The following is an 18,108-nucleotide window of genomic DNA, read 5'->3' on the forward strand; positions in this document are numbered from 1 at the left end:
ATAACTAAACTTTTAGTTTATAGAAATAAATTATTTAAAAAGTAAAATAAAGGGTCAAAAATAGAACATCATCATCAACGTCTATTCAAAATTGGTTGCTCTGAAAAAGTTATAGATAACATATGCTTGCCCTCTTTTTTTATAACAGGAATACCAATTTTAGATAGTAAAATAGCCGAACATTCCACTCCAAATGGAAATAATTTAAGTTTGAATATGATAAAGATTGGTTGAAATCTATCATAAATGCTATATCTTCAGGACATTCTGTTCTATGGCGAAACCACAATACCCAACAATAAAGAAAGTTTTTGGTGTATTTCTAGACTGTATAATAGATGAATCAAAACTTCATCTTCGACACGCATAAAAATAATTAAGTTTAAGAATCCAGACTAGTGCTTTTAAAAGAAGTCATTGTTATCCAATGGTTTTATATTTTTTTCTTATCAGGATCTTTTCTATTTGAAAATAAGGAAACAATCTCAACTATATTATTACTAACTCTATAGTACAGATTGTTATGTTTTTCAACAACAGCCTTTCGGATGTCTTTCTTTTGAAATGATGCTGGAAAAATTTCAGGTGTTTTAGAAATCAATTCTATAGTATGATCTAATTTTGCGGAAAAAGTTCTTAGTTCTCTTTCTGTCCAATTATTTTCAAGGTATTCTATAGTTTCTTTAAGTTCAGAGATTGCGTGGTCAGTCCACAATATTTTATAACCACTTTTCATAAATATCCTTTACACTTGAGTGAGAAGTCAGTTTTCCATTATCAGCATCTTGAATTCCTTTTTCTATAGATTTTTTCTCCTCTAAAGAAATTTCATTCCACCAGTCCGTTTTCTCTTTTTCCCGTAATTTCATTAATTTATCTATCAATGACTTATCATTTAACGTAGACAGCCATTGAATTAATTCAATTTTTTTATTTTCTAAACTTAAATCCATAATACCAAAGTTACAAATTTAATGTTACCATTTTATTAGAACATGAATTTTTTAACTGTTATCTAACAGTGTAATTTGTAAACTCATAACTATCCAATAGATGCATCCGCATTGAAATGGTATTCTAAAATTACTTTATGGAATTATTATTGTTAATAACTCTGATTTCAGGCATTTGAATGTAATTTTATCTATCAGTAATTCATATTCTTTGATATTAAATATAATAAGCTAAATATAATTTAGATTTAGTTATATCGAAACAACATCAATGTGTTGATTCATAATAACTTGTGAATAAAAATCTTATATTTTACAAAGTTTACTTTATCTTTCTTTCTACTTTTATCACAAGAATTCTACTAAAGAAAACAAAGCGCTTTGTTCATTATTAATCTTTAAAACAGATACAATGGACAACATTAAATTAGAAGAGAGACTCGATAGGATTGAAAACCTTTTATTGGGTACTAAAAAAGTACTCACCTTGGAAGAGGCATGTGATTACACGGGGATATCAAGAAGTTATCTATATAAATTAACTGCTGCCGGAAACATACCTCATAGCAAGCCTAATGGAAAAATGATATACTTCGATATCGATCGCCTTAATCAGTGGCTTTTAAGAAATGATCGAAAATCTACTTGTGAGATTAAAAAAGAGGCATTGAATTATGCCTTAAACAAACGATAGCCCTTAGCGCTCTTCGCTTATTATTTATATCACATTTAGCCGTGTTTCTAATACAGGCTGTAAATTATTTTAATTATGAACACAATACCATATTTAAGGGTAGGCACATCATATTACAAATTAGTGCAGGCACCGACCATAGCAGGCCATTTCAACGAAATTTTGGTACATTGGAACATCGAGACCATCCGTCAAGACCATGGAAAGGATTATCTAAGTAAAGTACCAAAGTATGATGGGTTTACTTGTATCCCGAACCACATTGATTTCAAAAAGGAGTATCAAGGATTCTATAATACCTACTCCCCTTTGCTGGCAATCCCAATAGAAGGAAAATGCCAAACCTCGTTAGGTTTTATGCAGCATATTTTTGGTAAGCACTTTGAGCTGGGATTGGATTACCTACAGTTACTTTATACAAAGCCTGTACAGGTGTTACCCATTCTATGTCTGGTCTCCAAGGAACGTTCAACTGGTAAAAGCACCTTTATAAAATGGTTGAAGGCCATCTTTGAAAATAACTTAACCTATCTTACCAATGATAGCTTCAGTAGTCAATTCAATGCCGATTGGGCAAACAAGCTACTCATTTGCATAGACGAAGTTTTATTTAACAAAGAAGAGTTAACCGAAAGAATAAAATATCTGAGTACCACGAACATTAACAAACTGGAAGCCAAAGGAAAGGACAAAAGGGAAGTAGAATTTTTTGGTAAATTTATACTTTGTAGTAACAATGAGGATAATTTTATAAAAATTGATGGAAACGAGACCCGTTTTTGGGTATTGAAAGTCCCATCCGTTAAAAAGGAGATTACAAATTTCCTTAATCAATTGATATCGGAAATCCCAGCTTTCCTTTTCTATTTACGAGGGCGGAAGTTATCTACCCCGCATAGCACAAGAATGTGGTTTACACCGAAACAGATAAAGACCAAAGCCCTTATAAGACTCGTACAAAATAATAGAAACCGGGTAGAAAAAGAACTTGCCACTATTCTCTTAGGTGCTATGGAACAGTTCGACAGCAATGAAATACATCTTTGTCCCTTAGATGCATTACAACTCTTGAGCAGGACTCGGATTAAAACTGATCTGACCCAACTCAGAAGGTTATTGAAAAAGGATTGGAAACTCGAGAACAAGGATAATTCCCTGAGCTATCAAAAATTGGTCATATGGCAGGATGCCTCCATGCAACTCGTGGATGCTAAGGGACGCTATTTTACGGTGAAAAAAGCCTTTTTATTGGAAAATTTTGATGAATCGATGACAGATTGAGATAACCCCAGTAAAAACCTATGCTAAAGCTGTCATCAATATATCATCATTTGTTCATCAAAATAAAAAACGATGACAGGAATTTAGGTGTTACAATCAAAAATGATGAAGTGATGAAAAATTGATGAAGCTGTGAAGCCCTACTATTAAAGGGATGAACAAGATTTATCATCAAATCATTAAAAAAACTTACAAAATAAAGCATATGAAAAAAGAACTATTGAATTGTGAAACAGCCCGCAGTATTTGCATTATTCAAACACTTGCAAAACTAGGGCATTTTCCCACTCGGAAGTCGGAGAAAGAAGCTTGGTTCCTAAGTCCTTTTCGGTCAGAATCGGAGGCCTCTTTCAAAGTGTCTTTACGTTTAAATCGATGGTATGATCACGGTGCCGGTATCGGTGGCAATGTCATTGATCTTATTTGTCTGATAAAACAATGTTCGGTTAAAGAAGCTTTGATGGTATTGGACAAGGAAACTTTGGATTTTTCTTTTCATCAGCCGCCTCGTTTGGAAAAAGAGCCAGGTATTAAAATTATAAAAGTTAATTCCATCAACCACCCTGCCCTACTCGATTATTTAAAATTCCGGAAAATTAAACCCGTTGTGGCTAGGCTTTATTGTAAAGAAGTCCATTATAGGCTAAAGGATAAAAAATATTTTGCCATGGGTCTTGATAATGTTTCTGGAGGTTATGAACTTCGAAACAAATTATATAAAAACAGTGTTTCTCCCAAGGACATCACCCTTATCAAAAATCAACAGTCCAAGCTCCTCATATGTGAAGGTATGTTTGATTTGCTTTCCCTGGTCAGTTACGATTCTGCTCTTTCTAAAAAAGCAGACCTCCTTGTTTTAAACTCAGTGGCATTTGTTAAAAGAGTTCCTGATTATTTGAAAGATTACAAGCAGGTAGCCCTCTATTTGGATCGGGATAAGGCAGGTAAAAAAGCTACCGAATTTTTATTGGGTGCGCATTCAAGGGCTGTAGATAAGTCTGAATTATATAAAGACTATAAAGATCTAAACCAGTGGTGGATGAAAAAATGAGTGGGTGTTGGCAACCGTATTTTTTAATAGTTCAGTAATTATTGATTAAGCCTTCGTCGTTTTGCTCTAAATGGCCCAGTAATATACATACCCATTAAGTTACGGTCTTTAGGAGGATTAAGAGTCTCTGTTTTTTTGCGTTTCTTAGTTAAATATTTCCCGCCCTGTATGAAATAACCCGAATTTTCTCCTTCATCACGCATAGGTGAATGTGGTCTTTCCGTATCAAGAGATCTTAAAGGTGAGCTCATAGAATCTTTTTGAGTACTCATAAGATATTTATTCACATGTTTCCTTATCAGTTTATTATTTTTACTTCTGATTTCATCCATTTGTAAATCCACCCTTTCTTTCAGCCGGTTCCTGTTTCGTTCATAATCCTCTCCTCCTTTCTTGTCCTTCAGAGTGGCACCATTTGAAAACGTATAGCGGACTGTTTCAGCGGGGGCTATTGAAGTAACGACGACTGATGAAAAAATAGCAGATACTACATCCTCTCGTTCCTTTAGCCCCAATCTGTTTATATCATCATCAGTAAGGACATCCATAACCATACTTCGTAAAAGATTATGCGCCTCTGATTGTCCTTTAGTTGACACATTTGAGCCTGAATGACCGGCGGCTAGACCTTTCTCTCTGGATAAAACTGTCATGGCAGTGTCAGTTCTGTACCCGTCCGCAAGATTGTCTCTTATAATTCGCAGCGTATCACTAACTACTATAGTACTTCCATATCTATTAAAATAAGAATTTTTACCTGCCGGAAGATTAAGAGTGCGTGTCCGGTCTTTATTATCCTTAGCCTGATTTAGTGTCGGTAGTAACTGCAGCTTCGTGATATCCGCTGGAATGCCCTGAAAGGGTTTTATTAGACGAATATCTAAAATTTTTGCTGATTTGAACTGTTCATTTTTGCCTTGGGTGTTGGTCAATGTTTCATCTTCTTCAGCATTATATGATTTTCCCAGCCCCATTTTACCTAATCCTTTTCGACAGACAAAGCACGAATTTTATATATACAGCTCTCATATTCGGTACTGTTTGGTTCAATTAACACCTCAATACAATTTTCCTAAACTACGCCTAATTGGTGTACATCTCTGGGAAAACAAACCGAACAATCGCAAATGACATGAAATGGTATCAAAAACATACGGGCTTAATCACTGAAATCATCAGCTATCTGTTCATACTGCTTTTTGTATATGCGGCGATAAGCAAGCTATTGGATTTTGAAAACTTCCGTATTCAACTGGCCCAATCCCCCATGTTGAGCGCCTATGCCGGTTGGTTGGCCTGGGCCGTTCCCATTGCTGAGATTTTCACTGCCTTTCTGCTTTTGTACACAAACACACGTTATAAAGGCTTGTTGGCCTCATTGGCCCTCATGGTCATGTTTAGCACCTATATTTATATCATTTTAAACCATGCTTCCAATATCCCTTGTTCCTGTGGCGGGGTGCTGGAAAAAATGGGATGGAAAACGCATTTTATTTTTAATTTATCTTTCATCATCATAGCATTGTTGGCCATCCTTATTTTCAGAAAAAGAAATTATAAGAACAAACATATATCTTACATAATGCCTTCAGTGATAGCATTTATTGGTATCGGGACAGTTGCAATATTATTTCTAACCTCAGAGCGAATCATTTACGAAGAAAATCCTTTTATCCGAAGGTATGTTCATTATGTAAAAAAAGTCAATGAAATCGATTTACAAGGGAATGTCTATTATTATGCAGGAAATGATGACCAGCTTATTTACCTTGGAGATTATTACAATCCATTGCAGATAACATCCTTCCAAAGAAATTTTGGCGGAAAACAAACCCACAGTATCCAAATTAACAAAGAGGATCTTCCTACCAAGGTTTCCCAAGTTCGAATTCAAGCTCCCAATTTTTATTTGATCGATGGTTATATATCAAGAATCATAAAAGGTACCATAAGCAATTGGCACGTTACAGGTCGTTTTGAGGGGAGCATGCGTTTCGATGACTATCAATTAGAAAAAGAAAACACATTATTATTCAAAACGTATTCTAGATTACACGGGGCATCGCTTGTAGGGCGTTTAAAAATTACCGACGGGCTTCCTTATCACCTGTATCCAAATGTTTTAAGGAAACAAAAAGATGGCGTGTTTGATGTGGATGGCTCTTTAAAATATGATGATTGCCCACATGAACTGATCTATACATACTACTACAGAAACAGTTTTACTATAATGAACCTGACATCAAAGGAGATTCGTACATATCAAACTATCGATACGATTTCAAAAGCCCGATTGAAAATTGATACCTTATTGAATAAGCACCAACAAAAATTGGTCTCTTCACTCATGGTAAATCCTTCTACATATGTAGTTGACCAACTTTTGTACGTTCGTTCAAAAATAAAGGGGCAATATGAACCGGACAACACCTGGGATCAATCTCAAACAATTGATGTATATAATACGGCCAACGGAAATTATTTGGGAAGCTTTTATATCTACGATGAAAGTGATAAAAAACTTACGGATTTCTTTATTATAGAAAATTCATTTTACGGCTTTATAGGAAACAAAATCGTTCAATATAATTTGGAACAATTTTTAAAAATCGTTCCAATCAACAATACATCGCGATGAAAGGGGAAAGATCGAAAACCTGTAAAAAGAGTAGGTCATAAATCAAAATGTTATTATTATGAAAACAGATTTAAAAAGATGGCTGCCAATCATGGTTATGGTAGTAGCCGCCACAGGAGCATTTACCACAAATGCAATGAACTTAAAAGCTGAAAAGTCAGCTTTGGAACCGGGTTTTATACAACCGGATAATCCAGAGGAGGAATGTGAAATTTCCACAACCTGTACCTCAGAAAACACCGGGGTCGATTGTACAGTTGATTACAATCCAGCTGGGGAAAAATTGTACCACCTTGAAGGAAATGAGTGTACACAGAAACTTTACCGACCGGTTGATTAAACCTTTAAATTTAATTCATGATTAAGTAAAGGGGGAACTTTTCCCCCTTTTGTATATTACAGTAATATTTATGGCATCCATCCTTTTTTAGGTTCATCCTTTAAATAATGATCAAACCACTGATGAAATCGTATGGTGGCGTCTTTCTGACTCTCAGGGTCGCTCAGATTATGATCCTCGCCCGGATAAAATAAAAAAGTATTTGGCTTCCCAAGTCGCTTCATTGCCAGATGAAATAGCACACTTTGATGCTTATTGACATGATAATCTTCTTTGCCCGACCATAACAGAAAAGGAACATGGATAGAATCTGCATGGTATAAAGGAGAGTTTTTTATATACCCCAGGTAATCATCAAATAAAGAAGCGCCCATTCGAAGCTGACCGTATTCGAGATCATCGAAATTTAATGAAGTGGTCCCGTCAAAATCCATATAATGCCTTATATAATCCGAGATCCCTGCACCGGCAATCGCGGTGGCAAACAAATCAGTTTGTGTAATGGCAAAAAGCGTTTCGTACCCTCCGAATGAATGTCCTATTAGACCTATTTTTTTAGGGTTGACCCCTTGAACCTTCATAATTTCCTTGATACCGGAAACAATACAGTCTGCCGCTGAAAAACCAGGCTCGCCAATGGTGTATTGAATATCGGGAAGGAACACAAAATAGCCATCTGCGACCAGGTTCTTTGGGTTAAACCCTGTTACATTATAAAAACTGGGATTGGTATATCGATTTTTATATTGCATTTGACGCTCATAAACACGAACAACGGTTGGGTACAGGGAATCCTTTTGGTAATTTAAGGGAAAGCGTAGTAGCCCGGACAACTCATCACCATTCTTATTTCTGTAATGAATTATCTTAAAGACGCCTTCTCTGTAAGTTTTATAATGGGGGTTGCTCTGAAAGGCCACCTTGCTCCTTTTTTGGTCAAGATCACAGAGTATCAATCGTGGGGGCCTGTCGTACTTCTCTTCTACATAACTTAAAACATTTCCATTTGAAGATAAATGTGGCCAACTCAGATAAGCATGTTCATGAGATATATGTGTGATTTCATGATTCTTTTCCCATATACTATAACCGACCTGATCTTTTTTTGTGTCTTTTAATGACAACAGTATTCGCTCTTGCCTGCCAAAAACGTGCATTCTGCCTTTGTTCGAATTATCCCTCAATGAAAAAAGTTTCGACATACGGTATTTAGTATCAGTATCTCTGCCATTGGTAATACGGTAAGCAGGCTTATTGGCAATAGGGACACTCCATAAATCCATCGCATCAAACATCAATAGTTCAGTTTCATTATAGTTCCATCCAGGCGGTGGAGATTCTAAGGGAGATCTCGCTAGATAAGGCATTTCCGACACCTTATTTAATTTTTTGCTTAGGCTATGATGTGTAAGCCTTTTAAAATCATAGAGCCACCATTGGTTTTCCTTAAAATAAAGTGAATACTGTCCCGACGGGCTAAAGCGTATATTATATGCATTCAGCGGATACTTCTCCAACAATAAAGCCCTCTTGCCCGTCCTTAAATTCATCACATATAAATCCACTGGTGGAGTGCTACTTGATTGTGGTTCGTATAATATAGAATTATAGACCAATGCATACTGTTGATCCCCATTTAGAAGAGCATCGGGAAACTGTGCATCGGTAACCTTTAGGAATCTATTCGTATGTAGGGTCCACATCCCCACCATCGGAAATTCCAACCATTTCATCCGGTCATGGATATAAGGATCATTTGATTTCCAAATCTCCGGAATAGGATCCTTATGTCCAGTGGGTTTTTCCCGATAAGCAAAAAACACTCTTTTCCCGTCATTGGAAAAACGGAACATATTACTATTCCTTATAATTTGATATCCCAAAGGAAAATCATCAAAATTCTCCGGGTTGAACACATATGTCTTGTTTGACCTTAAATCATGGACCTTTAATAATCCTGAGTCTATCGAGTCACCTATTCTTTCCTTACTACTGAGCGTGTAAGCCAACTTCCTTCCTTCTAAATCCCAATATAGATCCAGAACCTTCCTGTTATTTAACAGATTGTTATTGAGTACCTTAACATCGGCATCCATTGCAATGATTTTCAGGACGCTTTTCCCATCTTCATTAGCGCATATGGCTATGTTTTGTATTTTTTTGTCCACCGCATATTTATAAACACCTGAGAATACCATCGAATTTGAACCGCTAAGATCGGTGAGTTTCAATTCTTTTTGTTTTCGGTTGTATATAATAAGATGATTTTTATTCTTACTTAGCCGTAGTTTAGTCCCACTTTCATAGATTACAATGTTACCAGATAATAGGTTGACTAATTTTTGTCGTTGTCCACAACTAATCCCCACTAAATTACCTCCTAGAAAATCAACCTTGCCGCACTGAGGAAACGTATAGTGCTTATCTCCTTTAACCTCTTTAATAGTTAAGGAGTCTGCCGTTTGATAATGTTTTGTATAATAATACCAATGACCGTCATCTGATATCCCAGTACCGTATAATCCGTACCACTTCTTATAATCTTCAGGTTTTATATTGCTTTCCGGTGTATTTTGTCCGATCCCAAAGACATGAAAAAGAAATAGCAAACATCCCAGGACCTTGTTCATAGGGTAAATGGTTAAACTATACGGGGATGTGTCGTAAGCCCTTCTATCAAAATGTATTTTCATCAGTATCCGGGGTTTTGAGGTTCAAGCTGGGGGTTCAATACTAATTCTCTTTCGGGCAGGGGCAACAATTGATCTGTAGAAACCCATCCTGTTTTTATTCCACTTAATACTCGATCCAATCTGTTGTTGCGCTTTAGGTCAAAGAAACGATGTCCATTCTCGGTAAAGAATTCATGCCTACGTTCCTCTCCTATTAATTCCAAAAGCATTTTCGGAGCTCTTGTAGTTATAGCTGCCAATCCAGCCCTTGTTCTTACCTTGTTTAAATCACTTAAAGCTAGGTCAAAGTCACCTAATCGTACACTGGCTTCACTTCTTATCAAATAGATTTCTGCCAGCCGAAGCATTACACTATATTCTTTCACAGGATCCGAGCTGCCTTTTTCTTTATATTTAAATGAGTGATACCAACTTTCTTCGGTATCTGATATTTTACGGATCCAATGCGTTAATCGCAGGTCGTTAGGATGAAAACTTTTCACTAGATCGGAGGCTAACGCAACATTGTCCGGTGGTGCGCTATCAAAAATAAAAATCCTTCCTTCCGGTGTATTATTCCCTTCAAATTTAGGATACCATTGAAGCAGTGTAGCGCTGCTTTCCTTTAAAAAGACCGACTCCAAATTTTCTTCCCATTGATACAGGTCTGTCTGTTCAAGTACAGAACCTGCCATTTGTTTCGCCTTTTCCCATTTTCCATTATATAAATATACCCTTGCCAAAAAGGCCATTGCCACCGCTCTGTTGGCCCGTGTCCTGTCATCAGTAGAATAGGAGCCCGGGAGTAAAGAAACAGCCTCTGATAAATCCGCCTCCACATGTGTAAAAATATCCACAACCGCCATTTTTGAGACAGCTGTATTATCCTTGTAATCAGTTGTTGTGATGTATGGGATCTCACCATAAACCTGGGAAAGGTAAAAATGTAACATTCCCCTGATAAAAAGCGCTTCCCCCATTAATTGGTTCACCAAATCTTCAGAAAGGTTGTTTGATCCATTTACATGCTCAATAATAGCATTTACATCATATATCTGAGAATAAGTGTCGTTCCACCAGGATCCTATTTTATTATCTGATGGCATTAGTGAATTTTGATAAAAGCCCTGTGCATTGGTCGTTCCCGAACCATATAGGTCAAGTTCATCACTGTACAAACCCATATCGTAGCTCAAATCGCTAAGGATACCGGTATCCCTGATATTGGCATAAACCCCTGTCATTGCTGCATTGGCCGATGCGGCATCCTTAAACACAACTTCGGTGCCCAATTGAGAAGAGGGGAGTTCAACTCCCACAAAATCTTCGCAGGAGAAATTCAATAAAACGATGCAGCAATAACCAATTGCTTTTACCCGATATAAAAAGCTATATGCAGTCAATCTATTATAATAGTTCCATATCTTCTGTCTATATATAAGTTTCTGTTTCATAAACATGTCATTAAAATTTAAAAATTAAGCTTAACCCCTGTTGTCAATACGCGTAATGGAGGCAACCTGTTGGCATAAACGGTTTCCGGATCTAATCCGTCAAATCCTGTAAAAGTGAAAATATTTTGACCTTTCAGTTCTATGGTGCATTCAACACCGGATAAAAATTCTTTTGGGACCCTATAAGAAACAGTCACATTTTTAAGCCTTACAAAAGAAGCATCGTCTATCATTCCATCGCTGTTGTAATAATTTAAAAAATGGGTATAAATTTCTGAATTGGCACCTGAGGAGTACGGTTGGTAGGTTGCTTGATCGCCGGGCATTTGCCATCTGTCCCCTGCAGAAACCAATTGATTTCTCATTAGCCCCGGAAGCCCCATGGGATGATTTGCCTTATAATTTTCTTGTTTTACAAATTGAAATAATATATCCAATGAGAATCCCTTATAGCGAAACGTATTTTGAAAGCCGCCATAAAAGTCAGGGTTGATATCTTTAATGGCCATTCGATCTTCATTAATGGAAAGCTGCCCATCATTATTAAAATCCTTAAACTGATAAAGACCTGTTCGTTGATCGATCCCTTCATATTTATATACCTTCTTTATATTCAAAGGTTTTCCAATTACATAGCGGTTCGCATAGGTAGATCCTTCCAGCTCAGGGAATGAAATCAGTTCATTTTTATTAAGGCTCAGGTTAAAAGAAGTAGACCAAAAAAATGCACTTTTATTAAAATTCTCAGACCGCAACTGAAACTCCCACCCTTTGTTTTCCACGACAGCATCCAAATTGGCCTGAATGGACGCGAAGCCGGTGGTCCCGGGCAAGGGAATCCCTACTAGTTGATTGGATGAACGGTTTCTATACCGGGAAGCGGTCAAGAACAAACGGTCCTTAAAAAAGCCCAGCTCCAATGCCAATTCCAGCTTCTTGTTCTCTTCCCAGCTGAACAAGGGATTGAAAAGACGTGATGGTTCCATTACAACTGTTCCGCCATAGGTGTTCCCCGTCAAGGAATAGGTGTCCAGATATTGGTAATCCCCGATTTGGTCACTTCCGGTAATTCCATAACTGCCCCGGAGCTTCCCGAAGCTGAGCGCTTCCAGTCCTTCTTTTATCCATGCCCATTCAGAAAACAACCATGCACCGCCGATCGCCCAGAAATTAGCAAACTGTTTACCAGGACCAAACCGGGATGACCCATCCCTTCTTCCCGTCAAGTTCAAGATATAACGATCCCGGAACGAAAAATTTAAACGTCCAAAAAAGGCATTGTATTTATATTGTGTATGGTCATCGGTATAAATGGTCTGCGTTTCTGCCGCCGAAAGATTTTCGACAAAAGCTTCACTGCTAAAGCCACTGCCTCCCTGTACCAATTGAGAGGATGTCTGATTTTGAAAAGTAGCCCCCAAAAGTATTTGAATAGATAGGTCACCGAACTGATGGTCAAAGGTCAATTGAGGTTCTACAATCCATGATTCACGACGTGTCTTATTTTTGTATAAAGTGGAATATTTGCTGCTTAAATTATAAGCCGGATTATACCGTGTATAAGGCAGTACACGCATGTCCTCAAATTGCATATGGTTATACCCAAAACTGGATTTAACCGTTAATCCCGGAAATAGCTCATAGGAAAGTACCAGATTGCTGATTAAGTCATAGCTATGCGAATTATAATACGTTTCCAGGTCACTCAATGGATTTGTCCAACTGCTATCTTCCCAGTTCAGGCTCCCGTCATCATCATAAAGTGCCGGTGCATTGGGGGCAAGTTCATAAATATTGGATACAAAGGACAGGCCCGGCAGCTTATTGTCTTGAACTGTATATGAAGTGGTAAGTTGGAGCTTAAACCGGTCATCTGCCGCACTATGGCTTAGACTTGAATGAACCCCCAGCTTATGATAGGCATTATCATCCGGGTATACCGTAGTTTCCCTATGGTAGTTTCCGCCTACGTTGAATTGGGTGTTCTGGCTTCCCCCTGAAACAGAGCCATTCACATCCGTGTAAGCGGCCGTTCCTCCGATAAACACCTTTTGCCAGTCCGTATAACGGGCCTGGTCCCAAGTGCCATTCACATCGTAGGCATTGGAAGGATACGATGCCGCCCCATCATTGGCATAGGCCTCCCGGCGCATTTCCAAATAGGTGTTCGTATCCATTAAATCCATAAAGTTTGCAACCCTTCCGGTACCATAACTATATCCCAATTGAAAACGTGTCTTTCCTGCACTTCCCCGCTTGGTAGTTATCAAAATCACCCCGTTGGCACCTCTTGAACCATATATGGAAGTAGCATCCGCATCCTTTAATACTTCGATACTGGCGATGGATGTCGGGTCAATGTTATTCAAAGGGCTCACAGGGCTCACAAAGGGGTCTATGGTAACATTAGCGCCCACAGATTGTGAGGCATAGGGCACCCCGTCTATTATATATAATGGAGCATTTCCATCAGAACGTAAACTATTCTGTCCCCGTACCTGAATTGAAAACCCATCACCGGGCACCCCGGAATCTTGTGTAACAAATACCCCTGGCATCCGTCCCTGCATGGTCGCCAGCACATTGGTCACCGGCTGTTCCTCTATATCGGCAGCAGTGATTTTTGAGATACTCCCCGTACGCTCTTTTTCCGATACCGTATAATACCCGGCATTGACCGTAACGGCACCCAAATCTGTCACCGATGCTTTTAAGGTAATAGTGATTTCTGTGCGTCCTTGCACCGGGAATTCCTCGGTGTTATAACCCACATTGGTAAAAAGAAGTACATCGGTCGGGGCACACGCTAGTTCAAACAATCCATTCTCATTGGTGTATACCCCGGTTTTTGAGCTTTTAATGAGAACATTCACAAATGGAATGGGAATACCCTCTGAGTCAAGAACTGTACCCCGGACACGATGTTGTTGTGGGTTATGGTTGGTATTTTTTTCAGACTGGGGCGTAGATTTTCTTTTGGTAAGGACAATTTGCTTATCGATAATTTTATAGGTCATTACAGTCCCTTCAAATATCATGTCTAGCACCATTGTCAGTTTTTCCTTTTTTACACTCACATCCATTCTGCGAGTACTATCCAATTCATCTTCACTAAAAAAGAACTTATAATCCGTATTGGATTCAATGGCTTGGATAATTTCTGGGATAGTTGCTGATTTGAGATGTAGGGTAACCTTTTCGTTTTGGGCATACCCCGACTCTGCGTTGATCTGGAAAAGTGCTATAAAAAATAGGATCAGTGTGAGTTTCATCTTTAAATCAAAATTTAAAATAAGAGCATACCAATGCCCTAAGGCATTATTATAATTTTTCATACTTTTGAGTTGATTTTAGTTAATTCCGTTTGACTTTAATCATTGTTGTCGGAGGGTGCTCGAACACCCTTCGATTTTTTCTACTTAATTATTTCTACATATACTATTATTTTTACGAGTTAGTTATTTACTTGATTTTTTTTGTATGGTGATAACATTATCAGTTTTTTCAAAGGAAAACGGAGTATGCGCTTGGCAGACTTTTAAAATCTGCTCTATCGATTCTGTAGTAAAGGTTCCTGTAAACCTTTTGTCATTAAGACCCTCATACCTATTAACAATTTCCACATCGAAATGCCGTTCCAATTCTTTTACTATTTGTTCAAAGCGATCATCCATAAAATTAAGTTCTCCCATAGTCCAGGCGGTATATTTATGTACATTGACCTGTTCTACACCTATGTTCCCTTTTTCAAAAATCGCACGTTGTCCGGGAATTATTTTTACCGGATTTCCTCCTTCCGGGTTGTTTGGTTGGTATACCCCTACACTACCCTCCAGCAATACCGTAAAAGTGTTGTTTTCATTCTTATAACTGGACACATTAAATGTTGTCCCATAAACTTCGGTATTCATGTGATCAGTCACCACGGTAAATGTTCGCAAACTATCTTTAGCCACATTAAAATATGCCTCGCCATCAAGGAATACATTCCTGTCATGACCTTCCAAAAAGCTTACTGGGTAACGGAGCTTAGATCCGGCATTCAATAAGGCATAGGAACCATCGGAAAATTTCACCTGAAACGTTTTCCCATAGGGAACTGTCAGTTCGTTGAATTCAAGTATCCTTTCTTTATTGCTTTGCTCGTTATCATCGTATATTAGGGTTTTTGATTCCTGAAAGGCTTGAACTTGTCCACCCCCTGTAGTAATGGTTCCATGAGCATCTTCATCAATAACTTTAATGGTACCATCATTTAGTTGTAGGGTGATGGCGTTTAAATATTCTTTGGGGTTGTTTTCACCGGTATCAAATATTCCTGAGATGTATAAACCTGAAGAAAGCGCAATTAAACCGAGAATTGCCGCGGCAATTCTTATAAAAATCTTTCGGGCGTTCTTGGTATATCTCCCGGGAGAATTCAGCATTTCCTTCTCGGCAGTATTGCGGTTTTCTACAATATGCTGCCACATAGCATCAAAATCAGCCTTGGTTAATTGGTCTTCATCCCCAGCCAATAAACGTACCGCTTCTCTGGCCCGTTGAATTTCTTCCTTTTTATCCGGATTCTGACTCAGCCAATTCGTCCAGAAATTAGCCGTCATCCGGTCACTGTCCAATACCCATTTTTGAAAATAATCGTCTTTGACAAAATCTTCAACGCTATACTCTCTGTATTTCACGGTCAACTATTTTAAAGAATATTACATTCCTTTATTATAAAGAGGGAGCTACTTTAAAAATTACTTCAAAAAATGTGAGATTTTTTTTAGAACGATCAAAATCTTTCTAGGAATAACCCTTAGCCATTCTTTAAAAAAGGGAAGGTATTATTTATAAGATGGATAACAAGAGCCAAAAGAACGGATAGAGATCCAAGTATTTGCGTAGTTGTTTCACCGTTCGAGCCATAAGATTGTAAACAGATTTTGTATCCGATTCCATGATCTCAGCAATTTCTTGATAGCTGATGCGGCAATAATATTTCAGGTGTATAATCTCCTGTTGGTTCTTATTCAGTTTGGCCAGGGCCTCCCTTATCTCCTGTCTTTTCCGGTCATACTGTTGTCTTTCTACCAAGTTATGTTCTGCCGATGGTATAACTTGAATGAAGAGATCCGTCTCTTCCAATGTGGTCGTTCGTCTCTCCCTAGTAGCACTATGAAGAATTTTTCTCCGGATAGATTTGAGTAAATATGGTGTAATGGCTTGTACCTTTCCAAGTCTTCCCTTTGCATCCCATAATTCCACAAAAAGATCCTGGATAGCATCCTTAACTATATTTTCATCTCGCAACAACTTCATCCCATAGCTATAAAGTTTTGCAGCATTCTGTTCGTATATGGCTGCATAAGCCTCTTCATTACCTGATTGAAAATCTTGCCAAAGTTGGTCTTCTTTTATTTTGACGGCAACAGCTGGCTGCTCCGAAGGTCCTTTTTTAGTAACCTTGGAAGATGGATGTTGTTGGTGTTTATCAGGTTGAGCCAAAACGAAAGTTCATATAAACATTTGAAAATCAAACGTTAATGTTTCAGCTAAAATATAATAAAATTATAAAAAACACACATTTTGTTTATAAAAGTATCAGTTAATGTGACTTTAATTCATTTTATATGTCCTATATTAAGTTTTGATTTTGGTTATTCAACAAAACTAATTACTACAAAAGTAAAAGCCCATAAAAGGGCTTAAATTTATCTTGTTTTTAGAAAACTAGAGGGGTTCTACAACGACTACCTGTGTTACCACATGTTTTTATTATCAATTATCCAATTTCTTGTCCGTTCGAGATTTTTTAATCCACTATTTACATTTTCTATCTGTTCGTTAAAATCTTTTGTTCGGTCAATTTTCCCTGAATGTACTCTAATCGAAAAGCTTTTATTATGTTTTTCAAATTTTGCCCATTCAGGTAGTAATTCCTTTATTTTAAACTCAACTTCTTCTGGAAAGCCTTTAAAAGTTGCATCTGTATTTCCTTGTCCAAGTTTGTGATAAAACACAACGTTTTTTAATCTTTCATCATAAAGCATAGGCCAGTCACTATGATAAGGAACAATACCTGGTTTTTTCATTATCAAACTCGGATATTTTTCTTCTTTAAATTCCCAGTATGAATGCCAAAAATTTTGGATTGGAATAGAATTAATAGGCTGATAACCACGTCTTAATTTTTCAGTTGCGATTTGTAATAAATTACTTTTGAAAATATTTCGCTTCGAGCCAACAAATTCAAGTCTTTCTGCTATTCTTTCGTAAGTCAAATAATTTTCAAAATCACTTTGATTTTCGCAGTAAAGTTTTGGTGCAATTAACACAGTAAAAGCATTATCACATTCTTTTTTAGTCAAATATTCGTTTACACGTTTTAAGTAACGGTTGAATTGTTCATTTTGGAATGAAGCATCCAACTTGTTCTCTATAAGTACAAAATTTTTCTTGTCGTTTGAATTATATGAAAATAAGATGTCAGTTTCTCCAAGTCCAAATGCTGAAATACTTCTCCAAGCTCCATTTACTGAAGTCAAATTAGGCAAGTCCAATTCTTTAATAAACCATTCGCAAAACGAATTGTCAGTTGATAATTCTTCGAGTAGAATTAAGTCAACATCTCTTTCTTGAATAGATTCAACAGGTAAAATGGTTTGTTCCATATTTCGTTTCTCAAATTGGCTACAACTACTGGATATGATGGAAATTTCCAAATATCCTTCTATTCTGAAATAAAAATAATACTTTTTTATTAAGTTATACTAAATCACTTATATTATCCCTACTCCTTGAGTATAACAAAATAATGAAAGTCAAATGGTAAAGTAGGCATTCCATTAATAGCTATTCGACACTTTACCCATAGATGATCCTATTAATGTAACTACATTGTACAATATATCTATCATATAAACTTCAGATTGGTTAGGGTTATAATTGCATAGCAAACTTTATTAGGTCTTAGTCTATGTATTACAAACTTATCCAATACAAAATAAAAAGACTTACGGAAAACCATAACACATATATTA

Annotated in this window: 14 protein-coding genes; 5 read left to right on the plus strand and 9 right to left on the minus strand. The window is 37.1% G+C overall.

The window, feature by feature from the left end; all coding sequences use genetic code 11:
• Positions 1-433 precede the first annotated feature (433 nt).
• On the minus strand, positions 434-736 hold the full coding sequence (locus tag UXI14_RS06300) for a type II toxin-antitoxin system RelE/ParE family toxin (protein WP_335965388.1): 303 nt from the start codon (positions 734-736) through the stop codon (positions 434-436).
• Entirely contained in the window at positions 720-953 is a 234-nt protein-coding gene (locus UXI14_RS06305; RefSeq protein ID WP_335965389.1) for a hypothetical protein, read from the minus strand. The genes UXI14_RS06300 and UXI14_RS06305 overlap by 17 nt, the downstream gene beginning before the upstream one ends.
• A gap of 412 nt (positions 954-1,365) precedes the next feature.
• Between UXI14_RS06305 and UXI14_RS06310 the strand changes: the two genes are divergently transcribed.
• From UXI14_RS06310 to UXI14_RS06320, 3 genes are all read left to right on the plus strand, one after another.
• On the plus strand, positions 1,366-1,647 hold the full coding sequence (locus tag UXI14_RS06310; RefSeq protein ID WP_335965390.1) for a helix-turn-helix domain-containing protein: 282 nt from the start codon (positions 1,366-1,368) through the stop codon (positions 1,645-1,647).
• A gap of 75 nt (positions 1,648-1,722) precedes the next feature.
• Positions 1,723-2,928, plus strand: coding sequence for a primase-helicase family protein (locus UXI14_RS06315; protein ID WP_335965391.1), 1,206 nt, complete (start codon positions 1,723-1,725; stop codon positions 2,926-2,928).
• 205 nt (positions 2,929-3,133) lie between these two features.
• Positions 3,134-3,979, plus strand: coding sequence for a toprim domain-containing protein (locus tag UXI14_RS06320; protein ID WP_335965392.1), 846 nt, complete (start codon positions 3,134-3,136; stop codon positions 3,977-3,979).
• A 38-nt stretch (positions 3,980-4,017) separates the two neighbouring features.
• On the opposite strand, the gene UXI14_RS06325 is transcribed toward UXI14_RS06320, so the two are convergent.
• Entirely contained in the window at positions 4,018-4,953 is a 936-nt protein-coding gene (locus UXI14_RS06325) for a hypothetical protein (RefSeq protein ID WP_335965393.1), read from the minus strand.
• A gap of 158 nt (positions 4,954-5,111) precedes the next feature.
• On the opposite strand from UXI14_RS06325, the gene UXI14_RS06330 reads away from it, so the two are divergent.
• Both UXI14_RS06330 and UXI14_RS06335 read left to right on the plus strand, forming a co-directional pair.
• Positions 5,112-6,617 carry a MauE/DoxX family redox-associated membrane protein gene (locus UXI14_RS06330; RefSeq protein ID WP_335965394.1) on the plus strand — a complete coding sequence of 502 codons (1,506 nt, stop codon included), beginning with the start codon at positions 5,112-5,114 and terminating at the stop codon, positions 6,615-6,617.
• 58 nt (positions 6,618-6,675) lie between these two features.
• Positions 6,676-6,957, plus strand: coding sequence for a DUF6520 family protein (locus UXI14_RS06335; RefSeq protein WP_335965395.1), 282 nt, complete (start codon positions 6,676-6,678; stop codon positions 6,955-6,957).
• Between the two features lie 68 nt (positions 6,958-7,025).
• Here UXI14_RS06335 and UXI14_RS06340 read toward each other — a convergent pair whose 3' ends face one another.
• From UXI14_RS06340 to UXI14_RS06365, 6 genes are all read right to left on the minus strand, one after another.
• Positions 7,026-9,650 (minus strand): prolyl oligopeptidase family serine peptidase, encoded by a 2,625-nt coding sequence (locus UXI14_RS06340; protein WP_335965396.1) that lies wholly within the window; start codon positions 9,648-9,650, stop codon positions 7,026-7,028.
• A complete protein-coding gene (locus tag UXI14_RS06345; protein WP_335965397.1) occupies positions 9,650-11,083 on the minus strand; it encodes a RagB/SusD family nutrient uptake outer membrane protein in 1,434 nt (477 codons plus the stop codon). The genes UXI14_RS06340 and UXI14_RS06345 overlap by 1 nt, the downstream gene beginning before the upstream one ends.
• A 17-nt stretch (positions 11,084-11,100) precedes the next feature.
• On the minus strand, positions 11,101-14,418 hold the full coding sequence (locus UXI14_RS06350; protein ID WP_335965398.1) for a SusC/RagA family TonB-linked outer membrane protein: 3,318 nt from the start codon (positions 14,416-14,418) through the stop codon (positions 11,101-11,103).
• A gap of 123 nt (positions 14,419-14,541) precedes the next feature.
• Entirely contained in the window at positions 14,542-15,765 is a 1,224-nt protein-coding gene (locus UXI14_RS06355) for a FecR domain-containing protein (protein ID WP_335965399.1), read from the minus strand.
• 151 nt (positions 15,766-15,916) lie between these two features.
• Complete coding sequence (locus tag UXI14_RS06360; protein ID WP_335965400.1) at positions 15,917-16,573, minus strand: sigma-70 family RNA polymerase sigma factor; 657 nt, start codon at positions 16,571-16,573, stop codon at positions 15,917-15,919.
• Positions 16,574-16,827: 254 nt separating this feature from the next.
• A complete protein-coding gene (locus tag UXI14_RS06365) occupies positions 16,828-17,739 on the minus strand; it encodes a PD-(D/E)XK nuclease family protein (protein WP_335965401.1) in 912 nt (303 codons plus the stop codon).
• Positions 17,740-18,108 lie beyond the last annotated feature (369 nt).

The sequence above is a fragment of the Galbibacter sp. PAP.153 genome (assembly GCF_037029175.1).
Taxonomy (GTDB): domain Bacteria; phylum Bacteroidota; class Bacteroidia; order Flavobacteriales; family Flavobacteriaceae; genus Galbibacter; species Galbibacter pacificus.